We start from the raw sequence: 23,772 nt of genomic DNA on the forward strand, positions 1-23,772 counted from the left end.
CGCCTCGTGGCGTGTCTCGCCTCCCGCGCGGCCGCCGGAGGCGGACACGCCACGAGTCAACGTCCTGGCAGGACGAGTTCGGCATGCACCGCGCGGTGGTCGGTCATCGGCAGCGGGTGGACGCCGAAGCCGCGGACGGCCACGCGGCGGTCGGCCACCACCCGGTCTAGGGCCACGCCGGGGAGGTCCCGGCCGCCGGCGCCGTCCGGCCAGGTCGCCCGCAGGCCCTGGCCGGTGGCGTCGGCGGCGTCGCGGTAGCCGGTGGAGAGGATCCGGCGCATCTCGGCGTGGTCGAGGGTGGCGTTGAAGTCACCGGCCAGGATCCGTACCGGGCCGCCGGTGTCCGCCGCGGGCAGCGCCCGCAGCCCCGCCTCCCAGCACGCCTCGTTCTCCGGGTACGTGGGCGCGCACGGGTGCACGGAGACCACCTCGACCGGCGGCGCCCCGGGAACCGCCACCCGGGCCCGCGCCTGGCCGAAGCCGATGTGGATGATCGGCTGCTCCTGGAGCGGGTACCGCGCGTACACGGCCGAGCCCGTCACCCCCGGCTCGGCCCGCACCACCCGGTGCGGCAGGCTCCGCCCGATCCCGGCCCCGTCGAGCGCGCCGGCGGCCTCGGGCGTGATCTCCTGGAGGGCGAGCACGTCGGGCCGTACGCGCCGGACGAGGTCCATCACCTCGGCCGCGGGCGCGCTCCCCTGGAGCAGGTTCGCCGCCAGCACCCGCACGGCGGGCCCCTTCGCGGCCGGGGCATCGTCGGGGAACGCCCGCGGCGCCACCGTCGCGACCAGCATCACGGCCGGCACCAGCGCCGCGGTCGCGACGTACCACCGCCGCAGCACCAGCGCCACCAGCGGGACGGCCACCGAGGCGGCCGCGACGTACGGCGTGAACGCCACCAGCTGCTTCCACCGGAACGCGGGCTCCCACCCGGAGGCCCGCAGCAGTGCCCAGACGGCGAACGGCACCACCGCCGCCACCAGGACGCCGCTCAGCCACCCCCGGCGCGGCCGTCCCGCCACGGCTCCTTCGGCGTCCCGCCCGCTCTCCGCCCGTACGGCCACCGGCCCTCCCCTTCATCGATCTCTGATGAGACGGAGGCTTCCGGGGCCCGGGTTCAGTCGAGTTTGAAGAGGTTCTCGTCGATGCGGTCGAGGGCCAGCCGGACGGCGCCGACGCCGACGGCCTCGTCGCCCAGGGTGGACGCCTCGATCCGGGTGGGGCTCAGGCACAGCGGGCGGACCTGGCGGCGCAGCTCGTCGATCAGGCGGTCGCCGGCCCGGATGAGCGCGCCGCCGACGACGATCATCTCGGGGTCGATGGCCAGCGCCATCGCGGCGATGCCGCGGGACATCCGGGCGGCGAGGCGCTCCACCAGGGCGACGGCCTCGGGGTCGTCGTGCTGGGCGGCGGCGAGCACGGCCGCGGCGCCGCCGCCCTCGGGGGCGCGGCCGGCGGCGGTCGGGACGCCGGTCAGCGCGGCGGTGGTGTCGCGCAGGCCCAGCTCGGGCAGCATGCCGACCTCGCCCGCGGCGCCCCAGCGGCCGCGGTGCAGCCGGCCGCCGATGACGGCGCCGACGCCGGTGTGCAGGCCGGCGAGCACGCAGATCACGTCGTCGGCGTCCTCGGCGACGCCGCGCCAGCGCTCGGCCATGGCGGCGAGGTTGGCGTCGTTCTCCACGTACACCGGGCAGGGGAACGAGCGGCCCAGCTCGCGGCCCAGGTTGAGGCCCTGCCAGCCGGGGACGACGGTGCAGAACGCGACCTCGCCGTCCGCGGTGACGACGCCGGGCGTGCCGGCGGCCACCGCCCACAGGCGGGAGCGCTCGACGCCGGTGGCCGCCAGGCAGGTCTTGACGGCGGCGCGGACGGCGGCGAGCCGTTCCGGCGGTGCCCAGCCCACGTCCAGGTCGGCCCGGTGCGAGCCGACGACCTCGCCGTTCAGGTCGGCGACGAACAGCTGGACCCAGTGCGCGTCGATGTCCAGGCCCAGCGCGTACCCGGCCTCGGCGCGGAAGCGGTAGCGGCGGGCGGGGCGCCCGAGCCCGGTGCCGGAGCGGGGCGCGACCTCGGTGACCAGGCCGCGGCCGGCCAGTTCGCCGAGCACGCCTTCGGTGGTGGGCCGCGACAGCCCGACCTGCTTGGCCAGCTCGCTCAGCGTCGGCTCGCCGCCGCCGCGCAGCGCGCGCAGGGTGGCGGCGGAGTTGAGACGGCGGAGTACCGAGGGATCTCCCCCATGCAGGGATATTTCGGACACGGCACCTCTTGCTCGGTTTCAGGGCCTTGACAGGGACGGACGGACCGTGGACATTAATGCCAACCTACTTACGAAAGGCACTTTCGTAAAGGCGGGCACCGTCCCGGACGGGACGGAAGGCGAGCTCAGAGGGCAGGTGACCGGGCGGTGACAGCCGAGACCAGGGGACCCACGATCGCGGTCGTGGGCGCCGGACTGCGCGGGAGCACCTACGCCCGCCGGATCCGCGCGACCGCGCGCGGCAGGGTGGTGGCGGTGGCCGAACCGGACCCGCTGCGCCGCGAGCGGTTCGCCGCCGAGCACCGCATCCCGCCGGAACGGGTCTTCGCGAGCTGGACCGACCTGGTCGCGGCGGGCGCGGCCGGCCGGCTGGCCGACGGCGCGATCATCGCGACCCAGGACGCCGAGCACGCCGAACCCGCCGTGCGGCTCGCCGGGCAGGGCTACCACATCCTGCTGGAGAAGCCGATGGCCACCACCGAGGCCGACGCGGAACGGGTGGTCGCGGCGGCCGAACGGGCCGGGACGATGCTGGCGGTCTGTCACGTGCTCCGTTATACGCCCTACACGAGAATGATCCGGAAACTCCTGGAAGACGGCCGGATCGGCACCCCGATCACCGTCCAGCACCTGGAGCCGGTCGGCTGGTGGCACCACGCCCACTCGTACGTGCGGGGCAACTGGCGCCGCGAGGACGAGTCGGGCCCGATGCTGATGACCAAGTCGGTCCACGACATCGACTGGATGATCCACATCATGGGCGAGCGGCCGTCCCGGGTCGGCTCGTTCGGGCGGCGCTCGCACTTCCGGGCGGAGAACCGCCCCGCGGGGGCCGCCGACCGCTGCCTGGACTGCAAGGTCGAGGCGAGCTGCCCGTACTCGGCCACCCGGCTCTACCTCTCCTGCCTCGGCGACCCCGAGCGGGAGACCTGGCCGCTGGGCGCGGTCACGCCCGACCACACCGAGGCGGGCGTGCTCGCGGCGCTGCGCGACGGCCCGTACGGGCGCTGCGTGTACGCCTGCGACAACGACGTGGTCGACCACCAGGTCGTGAACATGGAGTTCCCGTCCGGCGCCACCGGCACGTTCACCGTGACGGCGTTCTCCCCGTACGCGCAGCGGCAGACCCGGATCTTCGGCTCGGCCGGCTGCATCGAGGGCGACGGGGTCCGGGTCGCGCTGCGCGACTTCGTCACCGGCGAGGTCGAGACCTTCGAGCCGGAGCCCGACCACGCCAGCCCCGACGGCCGGCACGACGCCGCCGACGCGGCGCTGGCCGACGCCTTCGTCGCGGCGCTGGCCGCCGGCGACCCCGCCGCGCTCGGCTCCGGCGGGCGCGAGAGCCTCGACTCGCACCGCGTCGTGTGGGCGGCCGAGCGCGCCCGCCACGCGGGAGCGATCGTCGCCGTGCCCGACCCGCACGCCGCCGCCGACGCGGCCGGCGCCCCCTCCCCGCAGTATTCGCCCCGCAACCCCCCGCGAAAGGTATCCCGACGCCATGACTAGAAGAGTGTGGACCGGTGCGGCCGGCACGCTGGCCCTCGCGCTGGCGCTGAGCGCGTGCGGCGGGTCCGACGGCGGCGACGCCTCGGCCCCGGCGACCAACGAGGGGCGCGGGCCCATCACGTTCGCCACCGGCAAGGACCTGACCGGCACCATCCAGAAGCTGGTCAAGAAGTGGAACGACGCGCACCCCAAGGAGCAGGTGCGGATCGTCGAGCTGCCCGAGGACGGCGACCAGACCCGGCAGCAGCTCGTCCAGAACGCGCAGATCAAGTCCGACGCGTACGACGTGGTCCGGCTGGACGCGGTGTGGACGGCCGAGTTCGCCGCGCGCCGCTGGGTGCTGCCGCTGGACGAGGGCAGGCTGGACCCGGGCACGTTCGTCCCGGCGTCCCTGGAGACCGGCAAGTACCGCGGCAAGCTGTACGCGGCGCCGTGGCTCACCGGGACGGGGATCCTGTACTACCGCACCGACCTGCTGGAGGCGGCGGGCGTCAAGGAGCCGCCGAAGACCTGGGCGGAGATGCGGGACGCCTGCGCGAAGGTGAAGGAGACCGACGAGGGCAAGGACGTCGGCTGCTACGCGGGCCAGTACGACAAGTACGAGGGCCTGACCGTCAACTACTCCGAGGCGGTCCAGTCGGCAGGGGGCCAGGTGTTCGACGCCGACGGCAAGCCGCAGGTGGCGACGCCGCAGGCCAAGGCCGGTCTCCAGTTCCTCGTGGACGGGTTCGAGAGCGGCACCATCCCCGACAAGAGCGTCACCTACAAGGAAGAGGAGAGCCGCCGCGCCTTCCAGGACGGGCAGCTGGTCTTCCACCGCAACTGGGCCTACGTGTACGCGCTGGCCGCCGCCAAGGACGGCACGTCCAAGGTGAACGGCAGGTTCGACGTCGCGCCGCTGCCCGGCAAGGACGGCCCCGGCTCGGGCACGCTCGGCGGCAACAACCTGGCGGTGTCGGCGTTCTCCAAGAACCAGGCGACGTCCCGCGACTTCATCCAGTACATCGTGGGCCTCGACGTGCAGCGCGAGTACAACAAGGAGCAGTCGTTCCCGCTGTCGCGGACCGCGCTGTACGACGACGCGGCGCTGGTGAAGCAGTACCCCTACTTCCCGATCATGAAGAAGGCCCTGGAGCAGGCCGAGCCGCGCCCGGTGGTCGTCAAGTACAGCGAGGTGACCGCCGCCGTTCAGGACCACGTCACCGCCGCGATCACCGGGAAGAAGAGCGTGGACCAGGCCGCCACCGACCTCCAGGCCGCCCTGTCGGGCCTGACCGACTGACCGCCGACCGGACCTCCCACTGATGAACGAGCTGACCACCGGCACCGGCCGGGACCCCGCCGGCCCGCCGGTCACGTCCCCGGCCGGGGCCGCTCCCGCCGGCCACGAGGGTTCCGGCCGGGGACGGCCCGCCCGGAAGCGGCGCCGCGGCGGCGAGGGCCGGCTGGCCGCCCTGCTGCTGTCCCCCACCTTCGCCGTCCTCGCCGTGGTGATCGCGTTCCCGATCGTCGCGGCCATCTGGGACTCGCTGCACCGCACCAGCGAGGAACTCGACGCCGACGGGCTGGTGGTGGAGGCCGAGCGCTTCAGCGGCCTGGCCAACTACACCGCCCTCATCGGGTCCGGCCGGTTCCAGACGGCGCTGTGGAACACCACGTTCTTCACCGTCACCACGGTCGCGATCGAGACGGTGATCGGGCTGGCGATGGCGCTGCTGATGCACCGCGCGTTCCGCGGCCGCGGGATCTTCCGGGCCAGCGTGCTGGTGCCGTGGGCGATCCCGACCGCGATCTCCGCGCTGCTGTGGCGGTGGATCTTCTCGGCGGACGGCGTCGCGAACGCGGTGCTCGGCCGGGAGATCCTGTGGACCGCGGACGGCCTGGAGGCGAAGTTCGCGGTCATCATCGCCGACACCTGGAAGACCGCGCCGTTCGTGGCGCTGCTGGTGCTGGCCGGCCTCCAGGTGATCCCCGACGAGGTGTACGAGGCCGCGCGCGTCGACGGCGCCGGCGCCTGGCAGCGGTTCCGGAACGTGACGCTGCCGCTGGTCATGCCGTCGCTGCTGGTCGCGGTGATGTTCCGGATGATGGACGCGCTGCGGATGTTCGACCTGCCGCAGGTGCTCATCGGCACCCGCAAGCCGTCGGTCGAGACGCTGTCGCAGCTGGCCTGGGACGAGGCGATGAACCTCCGGTACGGGCCCGCCGCCGCGACCGCGACCGTGCTGTTCCTCTACATCGCGCTGGCCGCGTACGTGTTCGTACGGCTGCTCGGCGCCGACATGATCGGCGAGGAGGACGAGAAGTGATCCGGCGGTGGACCGACCGGCTGTCGCCGGTCCTCATGGCGGTGTTCTGCCTGCTGCCGTTCTACTGGATGGTCGTCTCCAGCCTGCGCCGGCCCAACGACGTCCTCGACATGTCGGTGCTGCCGAACCCGCTGTCGCTGGAGAACTACCGAGCCGTCTTCCAGCCGGGCAACGGCTTCCTGCGCGCGCTCGGCAACAGCGTGGTGGTCGCCGGGACCACCACCGTGCTGACGCTGGTCGTCGGGACGGCGGCCGCGTACGCGCTGGCCCGGCTGCGGTTCCGGTTCAAGCGGCTGGTGCTGGCGCTGGTGGTGTCGACCTCGATGTTCCCGGGGGCGCTGCTGATCGTCCCGCTGCTGAAGCTGTTCACCGATATCGGGTGGATCAACAGCTACCAGGCGATGGTCGTGCCGAACCTGTCGTTCGCGCTGCCGCTGGCGATCTGGAACCTGACGGCGTTCTTCCGGCGGCTGCCGTTCGAGCTGGAGCAGGCCGCGATGGTGGACGGCTGCACCGCCGGCCAGGCGTTCCGGAAGATCATCCTGCCGCTGGCCGCGCCCGGGGTGTTCACCACGGCGATCATCACGTTCGTGGTGGCGTGGAACGAGTACCTGATCGCGGTGTCCATGGTGAACGACCAGACGATGAAGACCGCCAACGTGATCGTCGCGCAGTTCACCGGCCAGCACGGCTACGACCAGCCGTTCGGGACCCAGATGGCGGCCGGGGTGATCGTCACCGTGCCGCTCGTGCTCGTGGTGCTGGCCTTCCAGCGCCGCATCGTCGCCGGCCTCACCTCCGGCGGCCTGAAGTAGTGGTCACCCCCTCCCCCTGGAGTAGCGCCGCATGAGATCACCCCTGCCCGCACCGCGACGGCGGACGTTCCTGGCGATGACCGGCGTCAGCGCCGCCGCGTTCGCCGCCGGCACCGGCCACGCCGCCGCCGAGGAGAACGCCGGCGGCAAGGTCCCGGCCGACCCGTTCACGCTGGGCGTCGCGTCCGGCGACCCGCTGCCCGACGGGTTCGTCCTCTGGACGCGGCTCGCGCCCGTTCCGCTCGCGGCTGACGGGCACGGCGGGATGCCGCTCCGCCCGTTCACGGTCCGGTACGAGGTCGCCGAGGACGCCGGGTTCAAGCGCGTCGTCAAGCGGGGGCAGGCCCTCGCCACGCCGGAGCTGGCCCACTCCGTGCACGCCGAGGTGCACGGGCTGCGGCCGGGGCGGGAGTACTTCTACCGCTTCCGCGCCGGTACGGAGGTCAGCCCGGCCGGGCGGACGCGCACGGCGCCCGACCCGCGGTCGACGCCGGACTCGTTCCGGTTCGCGACGGCGTCGTGCGCGGCCTGGTACCACGGCCACTTCACCGCGTACCAGCACATGGCCCGGGAGGACCCGGACATGGTCCTCTTCCTCGGCGACTACATCTACGAGTACGGCATCACCGCGGCCAACATGTGGCGGCAGGGCGTCCCGCTGCCGGGGCCGGAACACGCGGTCGAGATCAACACGCTGGAGCAGCACCGCCTGCGCTACTCCCTCTTCAAGACCGACCCGGACCTCCAGGCCGCGCACGCCGTCGCGCCCTGGATCTTCACCACCGACGACCACGAGGTCCAGAACAACCACGCCGGCGACTGGTCGGAGACGGGGGTCCCGCCGGCGGACTTCCTGCGGCGCCGGGCCGTGGCGTACCGCGCGTTCTACGAGAACCTCCCGCTGCGCGGCGTCATGCGCCCCGAGGGGCCCGACCTGGACCTGTACCGCCGCTACCGGTGGGGGCGGCTCGCGCAGATCGACATGCTCGACAACCGGCAGTACCGCGACACCTACCCCGCGGGCGCCGTTACCGACAACTCGCCCGAGCGGCACGACCCCGAGCGCTCCATCCTGGGCGCCCGCCAGGAGAAGTGGCTGTACGACGGCCTCGGGCGGTCCGACGCCACGTGGAACCTGCTGGGCAGCGGCGTCGTCGTCGCCGAGATCGACCGCGACACGGGAGCGGGCGAGCTGTACAGCAACGACATGTGGGACGGCTTCCCCGCCAACCGGAAGCGGCTGTGGTCGGCGCTGGAGCGGCACGGGATCGCGAACCCGGTGGTGCTGTCGGGCGACATCCACCGCCATGTCGCGGCCGACCTCAAGGCCGACTTCAAGGACCCCGGCTCGAAGACGATCGGCACCGAGCTGGTCACCGGCTCCATCGGCTCGGACGGCGACGGCGGCGAGACCGACTCGCTGGCCCGGGTCTGGCTGGGCAACCCGCACGTCAAGCTCTACAACGCCCGCCGCGGGTACGTGAGCTGCGCGCTGACGCCGCAGCGGCTCACGTCCGAGTTCCGGACCGTGGAGTACGTCACCCGCCCCGGCGCCCCGGTCCGCACCGCGGCGCGCTTCGTCACCGAGGCCGGCCGGCCCGGCCTGAACCGAGAGGTCTGAGCCATGACCGTCACCCGCCGTTCGGCCCTCGGCCTGGGCGCCGCCGCCCGCCGCCCCCGCCCGGTGCACGCGCTGCGCGCCGAGTCCGGGATCGGGCGGATCCGGCTGTCGTGGAAGGGCGAGGCGTACGCGCCGCTCGTCGACCACTACGCGATCTACGGCGCGCGCTCGGCCGGCTTCGGCATCGGTCCCGGCACCCTCGTCGGCAAGACCGTGTACGGGTACTTCGTGCACGACCGCATGGGCGGCGCGCGGCAGGACTGGCACTACCGCGTCGTCACGGTGGACGCCGCCGGCAACCGCAGCCGCCCTTCGGCCGCGCTCTCCGCCCACAGCGTCGAGTCCGTCACCGTCGCCGGCCGGGCGCTGGCGACGGTGGGGAACTTCGACCACCGGTCGCTGGAACTCGCGCTCGCGCCCAACGGCTACGCCCAGTACCGCGCGCGGTTCGGCGACGGGCCCGACTACACGTACGGGAAGAGCACCCCCGGGAACGACTGGGCCTACATCCAGCCGGGCCCGGCGGACTCGTGGGCGGGCGGCCGGCCGAGCCGCGCCACGTTCCGGTTCCCCCTGGACGAGGTGCCGTCCGGGGAGACGTGGCTGGCCGTCTGGCTCGTGGACACCCACGCCTCCCTTCCCGGGACGGTCAAGCTCGCCCTCAACGGCACGCCCGTGCGGGAGGTGGAGCTGGAGTTCGGCGGGACGCGCGGCTCCCTGGAGGGGGACGCGACGCTTCCCGGCACCCCGCTGAAGCCCTCGTACGTGGAGCTGCCGCTGCCCGCCGCCGCGCTGAAGGCCGGTGAGAACGTGCTGACGATCGACAAGCAGGCCGGTTCCTGGCACGTGTACGACGCGCTGGGCATCTTCGCCCGCTGACAACGCCCGGCCCCGGCCGGCGGAACGGCGGGGGACGGCGGGGGACGGCCCGTTCACGGACGGGCCGTCCCCGCCGCGCCTACCGGCGGTACGTCAGGCCGTACCCGAACGGGAACAGCGGGTCCTTGCCGTCGCCCTTGTTGATGGGCTGCTGGCCGACGTCCTTCATCCACGTCACGGGCAGCTTCCCGGTCGGCTTCCGGACGCCGAAGAGCACGTCCGCCACGCCCCGCCCCTCGGTGCCGGGCAGCCAGGACGCGACCAGGGCGTTCCACTGCGGGAGCTGGGCGGAGACGTCCAGCGGGCGGCCCGAGACCAGCACCACGACCACCGGCACGCCGGACGCGCGCAGCCGCTGGAGCGTCGCCAGGTCCTCGGCGTCCAGCCCCATCGCGCCGGGCCGGTCGCCCATGAACTCGGCGTACGGGGTCTCGCCGACCACCGCCACGGCCGCGTCGTAGGAGCCGTCGACGCCGCTGCCGTCCTTGCTGTACGTCACCGTGCCGCGCTTGCCGGCGGTCTGCCGGATGCCCTCAAGGATCGTCGTCCCCGGGGTGATGTCGCCGGACGAGCCCTGCCAGGTGATCGTCCAGCCGCCGCTCTGGTTGCCGATGTCGTCGGCGTTCTTGCCGGCCACGAAGATCCTGCCGTCGCGGCGGTCGAGCGGCAGCACGTTCCCCTCGTTCTTCAGCAGCACCTGGGACTCGGCGACGGCCCGGCGCGCCAGCTCGCGGTGCTCCCCGCTCCCGACCGTGCGCAGGTAGCGGCGGTCTGCCAGCGGCCGCTCGAACAGCCCGAGCTGCACCTTCTTGGTCAGGATGCGCCGGTTGGCGTCGTCGATCCGCGACATCGGCACCCGGCCCGCCTCGACCTCGGCCTTCAGCGTCTCGATGAACCGCTTCCAGTCGTTCGGCACCATCACCATGTCGATGCCCGCGTTGATCGAGGTGCGGACCTCGGCCGCGGTGAAGCCGGGCTGCCCGTCGATCTGGTCGATCCCGTTCCAGTCGGAGACCACGAGGCCGGAGAAGCGCAGCTCCTTCTTCAGCACGTCGGTGATCAGGTACCGGTGGCCGTGCGCCTTGACGCCGTTCCACGAGTTGAAGGAGATCATCACCGAGCCGGCGCCGCGCCTGATCGCCGCCTGGAACGGGGGCAGGTGAATCCTCCGCAGCTCCGCCTCGGAGATCTCGGTGTTCCCCTGGTCGACGCCGCCGGTCGTCCCGCCGTCGCCGACGTAGTGCTTGGCGGTGGCCAGCACGGACGCCGGCCCGCCCAGCCGCGGCCCCTGGAGCCCGCTGACGGCCGTCGTCATCTGCGCGGGCAGCTCGGGGATCTCGCCGAACGACTCGTACGTACGGCCCCAGCGGTCGTTGCGGGCCACGCACACGCAGGGGGCGAAGTTCCAGTCCGGGCCCGTGCCGGTGACCTCCTCGGCGGTGGCGGCGCCGATCCGGCGGACCAGTTCCGGGTTCCGGGCGGCGCCGAGGCCGATGTTGTGCGGGAAGATCGTCGCGCCGACCACGTTGTTGTGGCCGTGCACCGCGTCCACGCCGTAGATCAGCGGGATCCGCCGCGGGGTGGCGAGGGCGGCGCGCTGGAAGCCGTCGTACATGTCCGCCCACGACTCGGGCGTGTTCGGCGTGGGCACCGAGCCGCCGCCGGACAGCAGCGAGCCCAGCCGGTAGGCGGTGACGTCACCGGCGGTGACGCTGCCGCGCTCCGCCTGCGTCATCTGGCCGATCTTCTCGTCCAGGGTCATGCGGTCCAGCAGCCGTTCCACCCGATCGTGGACGGGCCGCTTCGGATCGAGGTGGGCGGCGGTCTCCGCGGTCGCGCTGCCGCCCGTTCCGGCGAGCACGAGCGCCGCCGTCAGGCCGACTACCAGGGACCGGGGTGGGCTGCGGTGCATCATCGCCTCCGCTAGGGGCTCATCGGGCCAATTTGTCTTCCCCCCCAACAAACGCAAAGTAGAGCGTCCAGGGCGCCGCGGCAATACCCCAGGCGACCCGTGACGCCCTATGACGGCCCGTGGCCACCGATGTCGCCGGTGAGCATGAAGAGGCCCCGGCCGGTTCCGGCCGGGGCCCGCGCGCCTCGGGTCACCTGCGTTCGTGCCGGCCCGACTCGCCGCCCTGGCCGCGCCGGCGGCCGGCGGCGTCGCTCTCGTGGGCGAAGTCGATCCGCTCCTTGCGGATCTCGTCCCGGACGGTCTGCTCGCTCGCGATGCGCTCGGCGCGCACCCGGACCCGCTCGACCGGCACCGTCTCCTTGGTGATCATCGGGCGCTCCTCGTGCAGGATGAACTCCCGCTCGTCCTCGCCGATCCGGAACCGGCCGGCGGCGTCGCCCAGCTCGCCCTCGGCGATCGGCTCGCGCTCGATCCGCAGCTCCTCGCGGTAGACGGGGACGGTCCGCTCGATCCGCTCGACCTCGACGCGCTTGCGCAGCCGCACCCGCTCGGCCTCGTGCCGCTCGGTGCCGACCCGCAGCCGCTCCTCCGACAGGGTCATCTCGACCATGCCGTCGTCGGCCGTCCTGTCGGCGGCCATCGACCGGTCCCCGGCCATGGTCCGCTCCCCCGCCACCTTGCCCTGCGAGGTCTGCATCCGGTCGGTCCTGGACGTGGTCCCCGCCGTGGGCGTCGCGCGGGTCGTCCCGTGCTCGCGGGCGCTCTGCTCACCGGCCACCGGCCCGCCGCGCAGCGCCTCCTTGCTCTCCTTGGTCCCTCTGGCCTCCCCGGTCTCCCTGCGCGGCTGCTGCCCCGGCACGTTCGGCTGCCGCCCCGTCGGCGGCCGGAGCCCGTAGTAGCCGTACAGGTCGGTGACCTGCTCCCGCGACAGGTGCTGGTCGGCGTCGACGTTCGGCGCGTGCTTGACCTTGTCCTTGTCGTAGGGGATCTGGAGCCCGTCGCGGGTACGGCGCGCGTCGGACAGCGGGACGAAGCTCTCCCTCGTCCCGAACCACCCGGTGTGCACCCGGACCCATTCCGGCTCGCCGGTGACGTCGTTGAGATACACCTGCTTGACGGTCCCGCACTTGTGACCGGAACTGTCGGTCACATCGCAGTCCATCAGCTCCTTGACGTTCGTCTGCGTCTGCACGCGAAACACCCCTGCTTCCACTGAACGTGACTGTGGGCGGGCGGACCCCGTCCGCGCGCGGGCGGACGTGCTGCCGTCTCCATTGACCCGGTCCGGCGCCGTGCGCGACGGGTCAGGGCTCCCCAGGCCGGACCCGCGGCGGCGTGCCGCGGCGCGTACCCCCACTGAGCGGGGCTTCCCCCGTACCCGTACCCCGGATACCGAAGTACCGGAGTTGTCTGACTACTACCTGTGTTTCCGATCGTGACCAGGGTAAACACGGCATTGCGGGCGTCATTCGGGGGCGAACGCGGCCGCGGCGGCGGCCGCCAGCTCGCCGCATTCGCGCATCCGCGCGGGGGGCATGCGGTCGCTCGGGCCGCACACGACGAGCGCCCCGAGCGGGTAGCCGTCGCGGCCGAGCAGCGCGGCCGACACCGCCCTGGCCCCCTCCTGAACCTCCTCGTCGTTGGTGGACCAGCCCCGGCCGCGGACCCGTTCCAGCGCGGCATCGCCGTCGAACCCCGGGTGGACGGCGCGCAGCCGGGCCACCTCGCCGGCCGGCAGGTGCGCGGCGATCGCCCGCGCCGCCGCGCTCCCCGGGACGGGCATGTCCGCGCCGGGGGCCATGCTCAGCCGTACCGGCCGGCGGCTCTCGACCGCCTCGGCGACGACCAGCCGGTCCCCGTCCCGCACGGCCAGCAGCACGGTCTCACCGCTGTCGTCGCGCAGCCGCTCCATGAGGGGGCGCGCCGCCGCGGCCAGGCTGGCGGCGCCGCCCGCACGGGCCAGCCCGACGAACGCGGGCGCCAGCTCCCACCGGGTGGCCGGCCCGGCGGCGGGCCTGATCCAGCCCGCCTCGTGCAGCGTCACCGCGATCCGGTGCGCGGCGCTCTTGTCCAGCCCCGTACGGCGCGCCAGCTCGCTCACGCCCACCGGCTGCCCGGCGGCGATCGCCTCGACCAGCGCGCAGGCGTTGCGGACGGAGCGCACCTGCTTGACCGTGCTCATTCCACCAACCTAGGATCAAAAGTGACACATCTGTGTCACACAGTAACACAGTCGAGTGTGCCTGGAGGCGCCGTGACGCCGGAGGACCTGTTCCTGCCCGAGCCCGCCCCGCGCGAGGCGAGATACACGATCATCTCCGTGGACGACCATGTCGTGGAGCCGCCGGACACCTTCGAGGGCCGCCTCCCCGCCCGGCTCCAGGCCCGCGCGCCGCGCATCGTCGACACGCCCGAGGGCCACCAGGTCTGGGAGTTCGAGGGCGACCGCTACACCCAGGTCGGCATGAACGCGGTCGCCGGCCGGCGACCCGAGACGGTCACGTTCGAGCCGTTCCGCTTCGACCAGATGCGCCCCGGCTGCTACGACATCGAGGCGCGGATCAAGGACATGGACGTCAACGGCGTCTGGGCCTCGGTCAACTTCCCGTCCCAGATCACCGGCTTCTGCGGGCGGGTCTTCTTCGCCACCCACGACCAGGAGCTCGGGCACGCCTGCGTCCGCGCCTGGAACGACTGGCTGTACGAGGAGTGGCACTCCAGGTACCCCGACCGGATCGTCCCGCTCGGCATCACCCACCTGACGAACCCGGAGCTGGCCGTCGAGGAGATCCGCCGCAACGCCGCCCGCGGCTTCACCTCGGTCACCTTCCCCGAGCGGCCGCACGCGATCGGCCTGCCGTCGCTGTGGGACCGCGACCACTGGGACCCGATCATCGAGGCGTGCGTCGAGACCGGCACGGTGATCTCCCTGCACGTGGGCAGCTCCGGCCTCGCGCAGCACCCCGAGGGCGCCCCCCGCCTCCAGCTCGGCGCCACCCTCTTCGGCCAGCAGTCGCTGCGCTCGTGCGCCGAATGGCTGTGGTCGGGCCACCCGCTGCGGCACCCCGACCTCAAGATCGCCATGAGCGAGGGCGGGATCGGCTGGGTCGCGATGCTCCTCGACCGGCTCGACAACATCGTGGACCGCTCCGGCTACGGGCAGGGCTGGGACGTCCGCCCCGCCGAGGTCCTCAAGCGCAACTTCTGGTTCTGCACCATCGACGACCCGTCCACGATCGACACCCGGCACCGGATCGGCGTCGAGAACATCATGCTGGAGACCGACTACCCGCACGGCGACAGCACCTGGCCCGACACCCAGGACGTCATCGAGAAGGCGTGGGGGCACATCCCGGCCGCCGAACTCCGCGCGATGTGCTCGGAGAACGCCGCCGCCCTCTACCGCCACCCGCTGCCCGCGACCGTCCTCCCCCTGGACTGACCATGGCGTTCGAACCCACCCCGGACAAGCTGATCCCCGACCTGTCCCCGCGCGAGGAACTCGTCCTGCTGGCCCGCTGCCTGTGGCGTGAGGGCTACAACGACCACCTCGCCGGCCACATCACCCGCGCCCTCGGCGACGGCACCCTCCTGTGCAACCCGTGGCTCATCACCTGGGACGAGCTGCGCCCCCACCAGGTCATCCGGATCGACCTGGCCGGGAACGCGGTCGAGGGCGACTGGCCCGTGCCGCTGGGCATCCCCCTGCACCTGGCCCTGCACGAGCGGCGTCCCGACGTCCGCTGGGCGATGCACAACCACCCCCTCTTCGGCACGGTCTGGGCCGACATGCGCGAGGCCCCGCCCGCCATGGACCAGAGCAGCGCCCTGGGCGGCGGCGACCTCACCGTGATCGACGAGTACGACGAGCCCGTCAACAGCCTGGAGTCCGCCCGCTCGGCCGTGGCCCGCATGGGGGACGCCGACCTCGCGCTCCTCGCGGGCCACGGCGTCTTCGTCGTGGGGAACTCGGCCCGCGCCGTCCACCAGCGGGCCGTCGCGCTGGAGCAGCGCTGCCAGCGCGCCTGGTACATCCGCGCCGCCGGCGGCGCGCTGGACTCCCCGCTGCCGCGGTGGTGGGCCGACAAGATGCGGCGCGGCAGCGGCGACACGTTCGCCGGCTTCTGGGAGGCCATGGTCCGCCAGGAACTCCGCGCGGACCCGTCCCTCCTGGAGTGACCGGATCGCCGAGACGACGCACGGAACCCCCTGACGGGCACGCCAGGGGGTTCCGCGTCACTTCTCCGAGCGGGCACGCCTCCCCGAGCACTCCGCCATCAACCCCAGCCCGATGCCCAGCATCCACACGTCCTTGCTGACGCCCAGGCCCTGCTCGGTCGGCCAGATGCTGCCGGGTTTCCGCATTCCCGGCGTCCGCCAGTAAAAGGCGACCAGGCCGCCGGAGAACGCCGACAGCGCCGCCCCCGCGAGCGCCGCCGGAACGAACGGCGCCAGCAGCAGCGCCCCCGTCGCGATCTCCCCCGCCGCGAGCGCCCGCAGCAGTTTCCGCGGCGGCACCTCGTTCAGGAACGGAAAGGCCCCCGCCGCCATTCCGTGGTACCCGGCGGCCGCCTCGTCGCCCCCGTTCCATTTCTCCAGCCCGCTGTGCATGATGAAGGCGCCCGTCGTCAGGCGCCCCGGTACGGTCCGCAGCCTCATCTCGTACTCCCTCCCCCTGAGCGGGGGAGGTACCCGAGATCCACACGGACACACGAGGGCGACCGCCCGGGATCGAACCGAGAACCTCCAGGGCCACAACCTGGTGTGCAGACCACCACACCACGGTCGCCGCGTCTCCGGCGGGACTCGAACCCGCGACCTTCCGGTCCGCAACCGGACGCGCTCTCCACTGCGCCACGGAGACATGGCGGGTGTGGGAATCGAACCCACCTGCAGTGGTTTATGAGGCCACCGAACGCACCAGCGTTCCTACCCGCCGCGGAGGGTGCGAGATTCGAACTCGCGCAGGGGTGAACCTGACGACGGCTTAGCAAGCCGCTGCCTTACCGCTCGGCCAACCCTCCGGAAATGAAAAAACCGCCCGGGACACTCCGCGGGCGGTTCAGAACGGACGTTTCACGTCCGCCGGCACGCGGAGACACTGCGGCTGTGCATTCGATGGCTTCGCATTCTCTCCGCTCCTTCCGGCTCGTTCGACCTTCACTGTGCCGCACCCGCCCGCGCGCGGCAAACCCTTTTCCCGACCGGAGCCGGTGGCCGTGAGCGGTCATGACCGAGGCGCGGGGCCGCGTCCGGAGTTACGGTCCTGGCAGCGCGTGTCGGGGGTGTGTACACGTTCGGGTACTGACAAAGGAGTCGTATGCGCATGCACCGTCGCCGGCGCGCGGCCATGGCCGGGGCGCTGGCCCTGGCCGTCGCCGTGCCGCTCACCGTGACCGGCCCGGCCGAGGCCCGGACCCGTTCCCTGGACGAGGTCTTCTCCCGCCTCCTGGTCAAGCAGGTGTCCGGCAAGAACGTCGAGAAGCACCTGCGGGCGTTCCAGTCGATCGCCGACGCCAACGGCGGCAACCGGGCCGCCGGGACGTCCGGCTACGACGCCTCCCGCGACTACGTGGCGGACAAGCTGCGGCGGGCCGGCTACAAGGTCCAACTGAACCCGATCAACTTCGTGAAGGAGTGGAGCGAGAACTCCACGCCGATCCTGTCGATGCAGTCGCCGACGCCGAAGCCGTACGCCCACGGCACCGACTTCGTCACCTTCCAGCCCTCCCCCGCCGGCGACGTCACCGCCCAGGTCCAGGCCGTGGACCTGACGCTCCCGCCGACCCCGGAGCCGAGCTCCACCAGCGGCTGCGAGGCGTCCGACTTCGAGGGCTTCGTCGCCGGCCGCATCGCCCTGATCCAGCGCGGCACCTGCGCGTTCGTCAACAAGATCCAGAACGCCAAGGCGGCCGGCGCGTCCGGCATCATCGTCTTCAACGAGGGCCAGCCCGGCCGTACCGACCCGTTCCCGCTGGACGTCGGCGAGTGGCGGGCCGGCATCCCGATGGTCTTCGCCGGCTTCGCCGTCGGCAACGAGCTGGCCTCCACGCCGGGCGCGACCGTACGCCTCAAGGTCGACTCCAACTTGGTACTGGGCACCAACCACAACGTCATCGCCGAGACCCGCGGCGGCGACCCGCGCGACGTCGTGATGGTCGGCGCCCACCTCGACAGCGTCCACGAGGGGCCGGGGATCAACGACAACGCCTCCGGCAGCGGCGCCATCCTGGAGACCGCCCTCCAGATGAGCAGGTACCCCGTGCGCAACAAGGTGCGGTTCGCGTTCTGGGCCGCCGAGGAGATCGGCCTGCTCGGCTCGGACCAGTACGTCGCCGGCCTCTCCGAAGCGCAGCGCGACCGGATCCGCGTCTACCTGAACTTCGACATGGTCGCCTCGCCGAACTACGCGTACAAGCTGTACGACGGCGACGACTCGGACGCGACCGGCTCCCCCGCCGGCCCGCCCGGATCGGCCCAGATCGAGGCGCAGCTGGCGCGCTTCTTCGACGCCCGCCGCCTCGGCCACGTCGGCACCGACTTCGACGGCCGCTCCGACTACGGCCCGTTCATCGCGGTCGGCATCCCCGCCGGCGGCATCTTCACCGGCGCCGAGGGCATCAAGACCCCGGCCGAGGCCGCCATGTTCGGCGGCACCGCCGGCGTCGCGTACGACGTCTGCTACCACCTGGCCTGCGACACCCTCGCCAACGCGAACCGCACGGCCCTGGACGTCAACTCGGACGCCATCGCCGACTCCACCGTCCGCTACGCGTTCAACCTCTCGTCCATCCCCGACCGCACCCGCAAGACCACCGCGAGGTCCGCCGGCGCGGGCAACTCGGCACGCTGACCGAACCCACCCGAGGGCGAGCGGCCACCCCGGCCGCTCGCCCTCGCCACGTCCGCTATCGCCCCGGCTCCGGCGTGTCGAGCGCCACCCGCAGCGCCCTGAGCGCGTGGTAGACGCGCGCCTTGACCTCGTCCACGGGAACGCCCAGCGTCGCGGCCGCCTCGTTCACCGACCGCTCGCGGAAGACCGTCTCGTTCAGGATCTCTCGGTGCGCCGTCGGCAGCGCCCGGAACGCCCGGGCGACGCTCACCGGGCGCACACGCTCCCCCATCACGCCGGGAGCGTACGAATCGCCGTCTTTGCCGGATCGCAGTGCCACGCCCCTGAACCTCGCACCACCCCTGGCCCGAGCCCACCCGTTTATACCGCCCTTAAGGAACCGTTGAGAGACGGCCTGTGTCACTACGTCCGGCACAGTCCGAGGAAGTCGTCCTGGGAGCCCCCCACCTGCACAAACCCGGAGAGGGAGGCCACCGGTGAGTCCGGCACAGTCAGCGCACGTCGCTCGCGATCGCTATGCGATGGCTCCCGTCTCCGGCTCCCGTGGCTCCCCTCCCGCCAGCAGGCAGGAGGCCACCCCATGGCCCTAGAAATCACCGGCAACCAGATGACCGCCACGGTCAACGGCAACCCCATAGCCACAGCCACCCGAAAGGGCAGGACCTGGCACGCCACCTCATGGCCAGCACCGCTCACCTACAACGAAGCCATCACAGCCATGACCCTCGCCGAACGCGAGGCAACCCACAGCACGACCGACCCCAGTCGTGATCGCCTGGCGCGAAGAGCTACGCCAAAGCTGATCGCCTCACTCGCACCACCACAGCCGTAGCCGTTCTAGTCGTGGCAGCAGCAGCCATCTCTACCGCCACGCGTACGAACTGGTGAACGCTCACGGGGATCCCGCATCACGGCACGCCAGCCCTCGTTCACCGTCGATGGCCTCAACTGGGCAAAATCCCATGGTCAGCCCTGCCCCGAGCCGCCGGAAGCAGCCCGCACTGCCCCCTTGAGCTCACATATCGACCTACCAGCTTGCTCTGCCAACCTCTTCTTGCGGGTAAGCGTCCTGCAAGTGTGCACACACATCGACCCGACTCTCGTCCACTGCCGCCCGGCTCGTCGCTGGCTGTACAGGGACCGCTCACCGTCAGTTCAGGGACTGCCCGCCCGCATCCGCCGCGTTAGTTTGGTGGGTCGACCTGGAAAGTAGATTTGAAAAGCGCGTATTCACGCTAGAACTAGTCGTTTGAGGAATAATTGAATCCCATTCAATCATCGACATTGAACACGCTCAATTTCGAGAAGGCCGCCGCCACCGAATCGCAAACCTGGAGAAATCTACTACCACCAGAGCCGTGGCTGCACGTGGTTGGTGAGCACCCATTAAAATTCGGAGACTACGCCCGGCTGCGCCTCGAAGCTGGTGTTCCGAATGCGCCGTCAGTAGTAACTCGGGCCCGCAAACCTCACCAACAGACACGCCCAGTACCAGTAGTCGGCATCCCCGAGCGAATCGCCTATCGCGCGCTATGCGATCATATCCTTGCCGCGAAGCAACCGGTTGACCGATCACCGAATGCCTATCAGAAATTCATCACTGGCCCCATACTTGCCGCGTTCGATGGCCAAGGATTTAGGCGGCGACTCAGTAACGTCACCACACAGTACGTTGTCGAGTCCGACATCACCGCATTCTATGAATATGTCGACCACTCCCGCCTACTCGCCGAACTACAACTACGCACTTCCACAGTCGAACTCCCTCGTTATCTAATTCAGTTGTTGACGGAAATCCAAGGTCGTCCGTTCGGGCTCCCGCAACTGCTCGACCCCTCCGATGAACTATCCGAGGTCTACGTACGAATTATCGAACGCGAGTTGCGCCGACGCGGAATCAATGTATGGCGCTACAACGATGACTTCCGTGTGACCGCCGACGTCTACGACGAGGCTCAAGCCTACCTAGAAGCCCTTGCACACGAGGCCGGCGTTGTTGGGCTCGTTCTCAACGAGCGCAAAACCCGGATTACAAAATTTAAGAGGTACTTCTGGAAGTACTGGGGAGAGGCCCCAAGTGAAGGGGACGTGGAGTTCAAACCCGAATTGATCACAATAACCAGTGACTATGGCGAGATGGATGCTGACGCTCTCGCGAGCGTCGCACACGAAACACTCACTAGGTTGGAGGCCGCGCCCGGTATGCCGGATCACCTAGATCTGGCAAACCTCTCTTCAGACGACAACTACTCCCTCAGGCGGGCGATCGGAATCCTCACAGCGCAAGCCGATCCGGCTGGTCTCGCCCATGTCGCCAGACTATTCGAGTATGCGCCCCATCTCAGTCATCGGCTTGGAACGTACCTGGTTACGCTCCATAAATCAGGCACGGATGTGGGCTCTACTTGGGACATGTTGGTCACCCGAAGTGCCGTCTATAACGCCTGGCAACGAGTGTGGCTGGCATATGTCGCACGCGTCAGCAAACTGTTGACGGACTCCACCCGTCATGCATGGGTCCAGGCACAGCGAGCAGCCGCCGATCCGCTGCTGCGAGCCGAAGCAACTCTGGCCCTAGCCCCGCATAGATTGGCCTCTTTCGATGAGATTGACCGCGCAGTCCGTACTGAACCCGAAGCGCTACTCCCTTGGTATGCCTTGGCGGCTAGAGCAATTCCCAACGTAAATCAGAGTCGACTCCAAGCACTCAAGGAAAGTCACGGGCTTATCGATATTTTGCTTCATAAGGTCTCCCAAGAGACACAAAATGACTGACGTTGCACCCTCATGGTCACTCACGGACGATGCACTGACTCTCATCCTTCACGCAGAGAACGACATAGGTGAGAAAGTGCAGGGCAATCGACCCCTTTCTGGAATGAGGTTGACAGAGCAACTTGGCGGGACAACTGCTGACGAACTGTGGCTACGCGAGACCGCAATACTTCGTCTCATATCCACGATCGAAGCGTACACAAATGCAGCTTCCGCACTGTTCTTCACCAAGACATCGTCACCCCCACCAAAATCTCCGTTCACATGGCCACAGCGCCACAAGCACTATAACAACAAACACGGGATCGTCCTGAAAACACTCAGTGGCTGGGAGCGTGTCAATGCAGGAATCGCCCTCCGCAACTGTCTAGCTCACGGCCTAGGAAATCTCACCGAGATCTTGCTCTCAGAGGAGAGGCTAGGTATTCGCATGAAATGCATCGACGTTAGTGTGAGCGGAAACAGGATGCATCCTACTATGACAACCGTGCCGAAACTTGCAGCGGGTTGCCGGAGTTTTGTACTCGATATCGAAAAAAAATTCGTTGATCTGCTGAAGTGGCCATGAACTGCGAAAGGCAATTAGTCTAATAGACTTTCATTCACTCAGCTTAGACGGACACTCTGCCAATCGGCCAATTTTCGCCTCCCTGATGATCCTGAAGTTCGAGGATCACCAAGCGAGTGCGAAGTTGAATTCTACATGTGAGCGGCTCGTCGAAGCGAGGCGACCGGCTTCTGATTTCACCTATCGCGTCATGCTCACATGTCTTGCTGATCTAACTCGTTTTCTCCCGACCGAGAGGCACCAGCTCTACTCCTCTTCAGCTTCTCGACTTCGCCGACCCGCAGTGCATCTATAATCGCCCGGATCCATGGCGATGGGGTAGCGTACGCACCTCCAGTCAACAGCATTCGCTCCTGAGCGCCGAACAGAATAAAGCCCGCTTCTTTGGCCCGTTCGAGAAGTTTGGACAGGTTTCGCTGCGCATCACGTTGATGGATCATGGATAGCAGATCACCGGCCACCTCACCCCAGTCCTTAATCTGGTCATAAATCACTGACAACTCATCGAGCTCGTCATCCGTTCCATCCCCTGGATGGCCGAATTTATACTGGTGGGCGTTCGCGACTACGTTCCAGACGTCTAGGCCTGTAGTAAGCTCGCGCAGCATCATCCCTTTCGGTTGGTCAGGATCTGGCACTACCCGCATCGGCCTATTAGCGGCTTCTCCCTTAAAAAAGAGGCCATCCGACCTAATGAGCACATCAAGGATCTTCTCGATCTGCGCTACTTTGAGTTTGCCGATTTCCTCGGCCAACCGTTCGTGATCCCAGACTTCGATGGTGAGTCCTGGGTAGGTGGGACGCAATTCATTGTCTACGAACGCGTCCACTTCCCCGATCAGAGTGTCGTTCGTTAAATATCGCCATACTCGCATATCACGATGCTGAGCAATGCAGCCTTCCAAATCGCTCTTAATCTTCCTTTTTGTTTTCGTTGCCGCTTCACCACGTGTGGCGTGGGCAGCAAAAAATATTCGAGCTTGCGGGCAGTAGCCGTCATTTTTCGTGTCCCCATGCCTACCGCCCGGACGCACGCGCTGGTAGTCGCCTGGATACAGTTCCGAAGCGAGTCGATCACAGAAAGCTTGAAATGAATTGCCCTCGAAGGATGCGATAAGACTAGCGATAACTTTCCGCAAACTGTTGGGGTCCATGAGTTAATTATCGCACGCGTGTCAATGGTGGTGTTCTCGTCGCATTCCTAACGACGGGAAGCTGTGATGTCTATTCACTGCAACGTTGGACGGGCATGTACGGCTCTGTGAGACGGACCGGACAGGAGATGCCACATGCCCGCTCGCAGAGTAGGGCGCGCTGCCAGCAACTCGTAGCGGCGCCCTTTACGGCATAGGGAAATTGCTCACCGCAGGTGGCTTATGGCATCTGTGCTGACTCGGCACAGACTCGACGCTCCGGCGCTGCACCAGACGCGGTCGAAGCTGTGTTGGTACGTGGTGGCCATGTCGTCGGCTTGAGAGTGGCGGACGTGGAGGACTGGTGCGTGTGACGCCGGGATGCCGTAGGCGTGGGGGTTGATCAATAGATCGTCGTCGGCTCGGTAGATGGAGTTGTAGAGGACTGTGTCGTGCAGGCGGATCTCTACGTTGTCCAGGTCGCAGAGGGGCTGGTAAAGCACCAGCGCGTTGCGGATCTTGGCGGCTAGAGAATCGCCTACGCCCTCGTCAGTGCCCCGTTCGGAGATGCGTGGGCCGTCTGGGTTACCGAGGAGGACGCGTACCGCGACGCCGTCGCGAGCCTTGTCGGCGATAGTCCGCATGACGCCTTGGTCTTCGGCCAGGAAGAGGCTTGCGTAAGCAAGGATGCCAATCTCGCGTTGGGCGTTGGCGAAGTGGTGTTGCCAGACTGCGCAAGGAACGGCCCAACGGTGCGGATAGGTAGCGAGGATCTGGGCGGCCGGCGGCTCGCTGATTGGTCGTGGTGCGGCGAGTTGGGGCCACAGATCTTCGGTGCGTTGCCCTAGGAGACCACAGAGTCTCGCTCGGTGCCGCGCGTAGGGGACGCGGCCGGCTAGCCAGCGGTGAACGGTCTTGGGGTCTACGCCGATGCGTTCGGCTAGATCAGCCTCAGAGAGCTGAGCGTCGGCGAGGGCGTGTCGCAGCATCTCGTTCACAGGACCTCCCGGGCGTCTGTGTCATGGACGACGCTAACAGAAGACGTCCCTAGACGTCCCTAGATGCCTGTGGAGAGGTCCCGCAGGTGGCGGCAGGCTTCCGGGCCATGGCGAACCTGTCTGCATCCGCATCCCTGAGGGGGTGT

The 23,772-nt window shown here is 69.4% G+C and carries 21 protein-coding genes and 4 tRNA genes; 12 read left to right on the top strand and 13 right to left on the bottom strand.

What is annotated here, in order from left to right; all coding sequences use genetic code 11:
- Positions 1 to 56: 56 nt before the first annotated feature.
- Both ACA361_RS11615 and ACA361_RS11620 read right to left on the bottom strand, forming a co-directional pair.
- Positions 57 to 1,064 carry an endonuclease/exonuclease/phosphatase family protein gene (locus ACA361_RS11615; RefSeq protein ID WP_375011866.1) on the bottom strand — a complete coding sequence of 336 codons (1,008 nt, stop codon included), beginning with the start codon at positions 1,062 to 1,064 and terminating at the stop codon, positions 57 to 59.
- Between the two features lie 53 nt (positions 1,065 to 1,117).
- Positions 1,118 to 2,257, bottom strand: a complete 1,140-nt coding sequence (locus ACA361_RS11620) for an ROK family protein (RefSeq protein WP_375011867.1) — start codon at positions 2,255 to 2,257, stop codon at positions 1,118 to 1,120.
- Between the two features lie 147 nt (positions 2,258 to 2,404).
- Between ACA361_RS11620 and ACA361_RS11625 the strand changes: the two genes are divergently transcribed.
- Genes ACA361_RS11625 through ACA361_RS11650 form a run of 6 tightly spaced genes read left to right on the top strand, consistent with a single transcriptional unit; the run spans position 2,405 to position 9,387 of the window.
- On the top strand, positions 2,405 to 3,763 hold the full coding sequence (locus tag ACA361_RS11625) for a Gfo/Idh/MocA family protein (protein ID WP_375011868.1): 1,359 nt from the start codon (positions 2,405 to 2,407) through the stop codon (positions 3,761 to 3,763).
- Entirely contained in the window at positions 3,756 to 5,045 is a 1,290-nt protein-coding gene (locus ACA361_RS11630) for an ABC transporter substrate-binding protein (protein WP_375011869.1), read from the top strand. Before ACA361_RS11625 ends, ACA361_RS11630 begins: the two co-directional genes overlap by 8 nt.
- Positions 5,046 to 5,067: 22 nt before the next feature.
- A complete protein-coding gene (locus ACA361_RS11635; protein WP_375011870.1) occupies positions 5,068 to 6,072 on the top strand; it encodes a carbohydrate ABC transporter permease in 1,005 nt (334 codons plus the stop codon).
- On the top strand, positions 6,069 to 6,887 hold the full coding sequence (locus ACA361_RS11640) for a carbohydrate ABC transporter permease (RefSeq protein WP_375011871.1): 819 nt from the start codon (positions 6,069 to 6,071) through the stop codon (positions 6,885 to 6,887). Before ACA361_RS11635 ends, ACA361_RS11640 begins: the two co-directional genes overlap by 4 nt.
- A gap of 31 nt (positions 6,888 to 6,918) precedes the next feature.
- Positions 6,919 to 8,508 (top strand): alkaline phosphatase D family protein, encoded by a 1,590-nt coding sequence (locus tag ACA361_RS11645; protein WP_375011872.1) that lies wholly within the window; start codon positions 6,919 to 6,921, stop codon positions 8,506 to 8,508.
- A gap of 3 nt (positions 8,509 to 8,511) precedes the next feature.
- Positions 8,512 to 9,387, top strand: a complete 876-nt coding sequence (locus tag ACA361_RS11650; RefSeq protein WP_375011873.1) for a polysaccharide lyase family protein — start codon at positions 8,512 to 8,514, stop codon at positions 9,385 to 9,387.
- A 79-nt stretch (positions 9,388 to 9,466) separates the two neighbouring features.
- Here ACA361_RS11650 and ACA361_RS11655 read toward each other — a convergent pair whose 3' ends face one another.
- The 3 genes from ACA361_RS11655 to ACA361_RS11665 all read right to left on the bottom strand — a co-directional run bounded on the left by ACA361_RS11655 (position 9,467) and on the right by ACA361_RS11665 (position 13,481).
- Positions 9,467 to 11,248 (bottom strand): glycoside hydrolase family 3 protein, encoded by a 1,782-nt coding sequence (locus ACA361_RS11655; RefSeq protein WP_375011874.1) that lies wholly within the window; start codon positions 11,246 to 11,248, stop codon positions 9,467 to 9,469.
- Positions 11,249 to 11,489: 241 nt separating this feature from the next.
- The gene (locus ACA361_RS11660; protein WP_375011875.1) at positions 11,490 to 12,491 is read right to left on the bottom strand and encodes a PRC and DUF2382 domain-containing protein; all 1,002 of its coding nucleotides are present in this window, start codon (positions 12,489 to 12,491) and stop codon (positions 11,490 to 11,492) included.
- 273 nt (positions 12,492 to 12,764) lie between these two features.
- Positions 12,765 to 13,481 (bottom strand): IclR family transcriptional regulator, encoded by a 717-nt coding sequence (locus tag ACA361_RS11665; protein WP_375011876.1) that lies wholly within the window; start codon positions 13,479 to 13,481, stop codon positions 12,765 to 12,767.
- A 72-nt stretch (positions 13,482 to 13,553) separates the two neighbouring features.
- On the opposite strand from ACA361_RS11665, the gene ACA361_RS11670 reads away from it, so the two are divergent.
- Both ACA361_RS11670 and ACA361_RS11675 read left to right on the top strand, forming a co-directional pair.
- On the top strand, positions 13,554 to 14,741 hold the full coding sequence (locus ACA361_RS11670) for an amidohydrolase family protein (RefSeq protein WP_375011877.1): 1,188 nt from the start codon (positions 13,554 to 13,556) through the stop codon (positions 14,739 to 14,741).
- A 2-nt stretch (positions 14,742 to 14,743) separates the two neighbouring features.
- A complete protein-coding gene (locus ACA361_RS11675) occupies positions 14,744 to 15,478 on the top strand; it encodes a class II aldolase/adducin family protein (protein WP_375011878.1) in 735 nt (244 codons plus the stop codon).
- 57 nt (positions 15,479 to 15,535) lie between these two features.
- Here the strand turns inward: ACA361_RS11675 and ACA361_RS11680 are convergent, their stop codons facing one another.
- From ACA361_RS11680 to ACA361_RS11700, 5 genes are all read right to left on the bottom strand, one after another.
- Complete coding sequence (locus ACA361_RS11680; RefSeq protein ID WP_375011879.1) at positions 15,536 to 15,958, bottom strand: hypothetical protein; 423 nt, start codon at positions 15,956 to 15,958, stop codon at positions 15,536 to 15,538.
- A 57-nt stretch (positions 15,959 to 16,015) separates the two neighbouring features.
- A tRNA-His gene (locus tag ACA361_RS11685) sits at positions 16,016 to 16,088 on the bottom strand.
- 2 nt (positions 16,089 to 16,090) lie between these two features.
- Positions 16,091 to 16,163 (bottom strand) — tRNA-Arg (locus ACA361_RS11690).
- A gap of 1 nt (position 16,164) precedes the next feature.
- Positions 16,165 to 16,237, bottom strand: a tRNA-Met gene (locus ACA361_RS11695).
- Position 16,238: 1 nt separating this feature from the next.
- Positions 16,239 to 16,323: transfer RNA gene (locus tag ACA361_RS11700), tRNA-Ser, on the bottom strand.
- 296 nt (positions 16,324 to 16,619) lie between these two features.
- Between ACA361_RS11700 and ACA361_RS11705 the strand changes: the two genes are divergently transcribed.
- Positions 16,620 to 18,152, top strand: coding sequence for a M28 family metallopeptidase (locus tag ACA361_RS11705; protein ID WP_375011880.1), 1,533 nt, complete (start codon positions 16,620 to 16,622; stop codon positions 18,150 to 18,152).
- Positions 18,153 to 18,207: 55 nt separating this feature from the next.
- Here ACA361_RS11705 and ACA361_RS11710 read toward each other — a convergent pair whose 3' ends face one another.
- Entirely contained in the window at positions 18,208 to 18,423 is a 216-nt protein-coding gene (locus ACA361_RS11710; RefSeq protein ID WP_375012012.1) for a sigma factor-like helix-turn-helix DNA-binding protein, read from the bottom strand.
- A 309-nt stretch (positions 18,424 to 18,732) separates the two neighbouring features.
- Here ACA361_RS11710 and ACA361_RS11715 point away from each other — a divergent pair, with 309 nt between their 5' ends.
- The 3 genes from ACA361_RS11715 to ACA361_RS11725 all read left to right on the top strand — a co-directional run bounded on the left by ACA361_RS11715 (position 18,733) and on the right by ACA361_RS11725 (position 21,495).
- Positions 18,733 to 18,984, top strand: coding sequence for a hypothetical protein (locus ACA361_RS11715; protein WP_375011881.1), 252 nt, complete (start codon positions 18,733 to 18,735; stop codon positions 18,982 to 18,984).
- A 452-nt stretch (positions 18,985 to 19,436) separates the two neighbouring features.
- Positions 19,437 to 20,927, top strand: a complete 1,491-nt coding sequence (locus tag ACA361_RS11720) for a reverse transcriptase domain-containing protein (protein ID WP_375011882.1) — start codon at positions 19,437 to 19,439, stop codon at positions 20,925 to 20,927.
- The gene (locus tag ACA361_RS11725) at positions 20,920 to 21,495 is read left to right on the top strand and encodes a hypothetical protein (protein ID WP_375011883.1); all 576 of its coding nucleotides are present in this window, start codon (positions 20,920 to 20,922) and stop codon (positions 21,493 to 21,495) included. Before ACA361_RS11720 ends, ACA361_RS11725 begins: the two co-directional genes overlap by 8 nt.
- A 194-nt stretch (positions 21,496 to 21,689) precedes the next feature.
- Here the strand turns inward: ACA361_RS11725 and ACA361_RS11730 are convergent, their stop codons facing one another.
- Both ACA361_RS11730 and ACA361_RS11735 read right to left on the bottom strand, forming a co-directional pair.
- Entirely contained in the window at positions 21,690 to 22,649 is a 960-nt protein-coding gene (locus ACA361_RS11730) for a hypothetical protein (protein ID WP_375011884.1), read from the bottom strand.
- A gap of 206 nt (positions 22,650 to 22,855) precedes the next feature.
- Positions 22,856 to 23,617: a multiprotein-bridging factor 1 family protein gene (locus ACA361_RS11735; protein ID WP_375012013.1), complete on the bottom strand. Its 762-nt coding sequence runs from the start codon at positions 23,615 to 23,617 to the stop codon at positions 22,856 to 22,858.
- Between the last annotated feature and the right edge of the window lie 155 nt (positions 23,618 to 23,772).

The sequence above is a fragment of the Actinomadura sp. 21ATH genome, from assembly GCF_041951345.1.
In the GTDB taxonomy this organism is placed as follows: Bacteria; Actinomycetota; Actinomycetes; order Streptosporangiales; family Streptosporangiaceae; genus Spirillospora.

Coding starts and splice junctions, on each gene's coding strand:
- ACA361_RS11630 (WP_375011869.1), top strand. CDS start 3,756: ATGACTAGAAGAGTGTGGACCGGTGCGGCCGGCACGCTGGCCCTCGCG.
- ACA361_RS11635 (WP_375011870.1), top strand. CDS start 5,068: ATGAACGAGCTGACCACCGGCACCGGCCGGGACCCCGCCGGCCCGCCG.
- ACA361_RS11645 (WP_375011872.1), top strand. CDS start 6,919: ATGAGATCACCCCTGCCCGCACCGCGACGGCGGACGTTCCTGGCGATG.
- ACA361_RS11650 (WP_375011873.1), top strand. CDS start 8,512: ATGACCGTCACCCGCCGTTCGGCCCTCGGCCTGGGCGCCGCCGCCCGC.
- ACA361_RS11665 (WP_375011876.1), bottom strand. CDS start 13,481: ATGAGCACGGTCAAGCAGGTGCGCTCCGTCCGCAACGCCTGCGCGCTG.
- ACA361_RS11675 (WP_375011878.1), top strand. CDS start 14,744: ATGGCGTTCGAACCCACCCCGGACAAGCTGATCCCCGACCTGTCCCCG.
- ACA361_RS11680 (WP_375011879.1), bottom strand. CDS start 15,958: ATGAGGCTGCGGACCGTACCGGGGCGCCTGACGACGGGCGCCTTCATC.
- ACA361_RS11705 (WP_375011880.1), top strand. CDS start 16,620: ATGCGCATGCACCGTCGCCGGCGCGCGGCCATGGCCGGGGCGCTGGCC.
- ACA361_RS11710 (WP_375012012.1), bottom strand. CDS start 18,423: ATGGGGGAGCGTGTGCGCCCGGTGAGCGTCGCCCGGGCGTTCCGGGCG.
- ACA361_RS11715 (WP_375011881.1), top strand. CDS start 18,733: ATGGCCCTAGAAATCACCGGCAACCAGATGACCGCCACGGTCAACGGC.
- ACA361_RS11725 (WP_375011883.1), top strand. CDS start 20,920: ATGACTGACGTTGCACCCTCATGGTCACTCACGGACGATGCACTGACT.
- ACA361_RS11730 (WP_375011884.1), bottom strand. CDS start 22,649: ATGGACCCCAACAGTTTGCGGAAAGTTATCGCTAGTCTTATCGCATCC.
- ACA361_RS11735 (WP_375012013.1), bottom strand. CDS start 23,617: ATGCTGCGACACGCCCTCGCCGACGCTCAGCTCTCTGAGGCTGATCTA.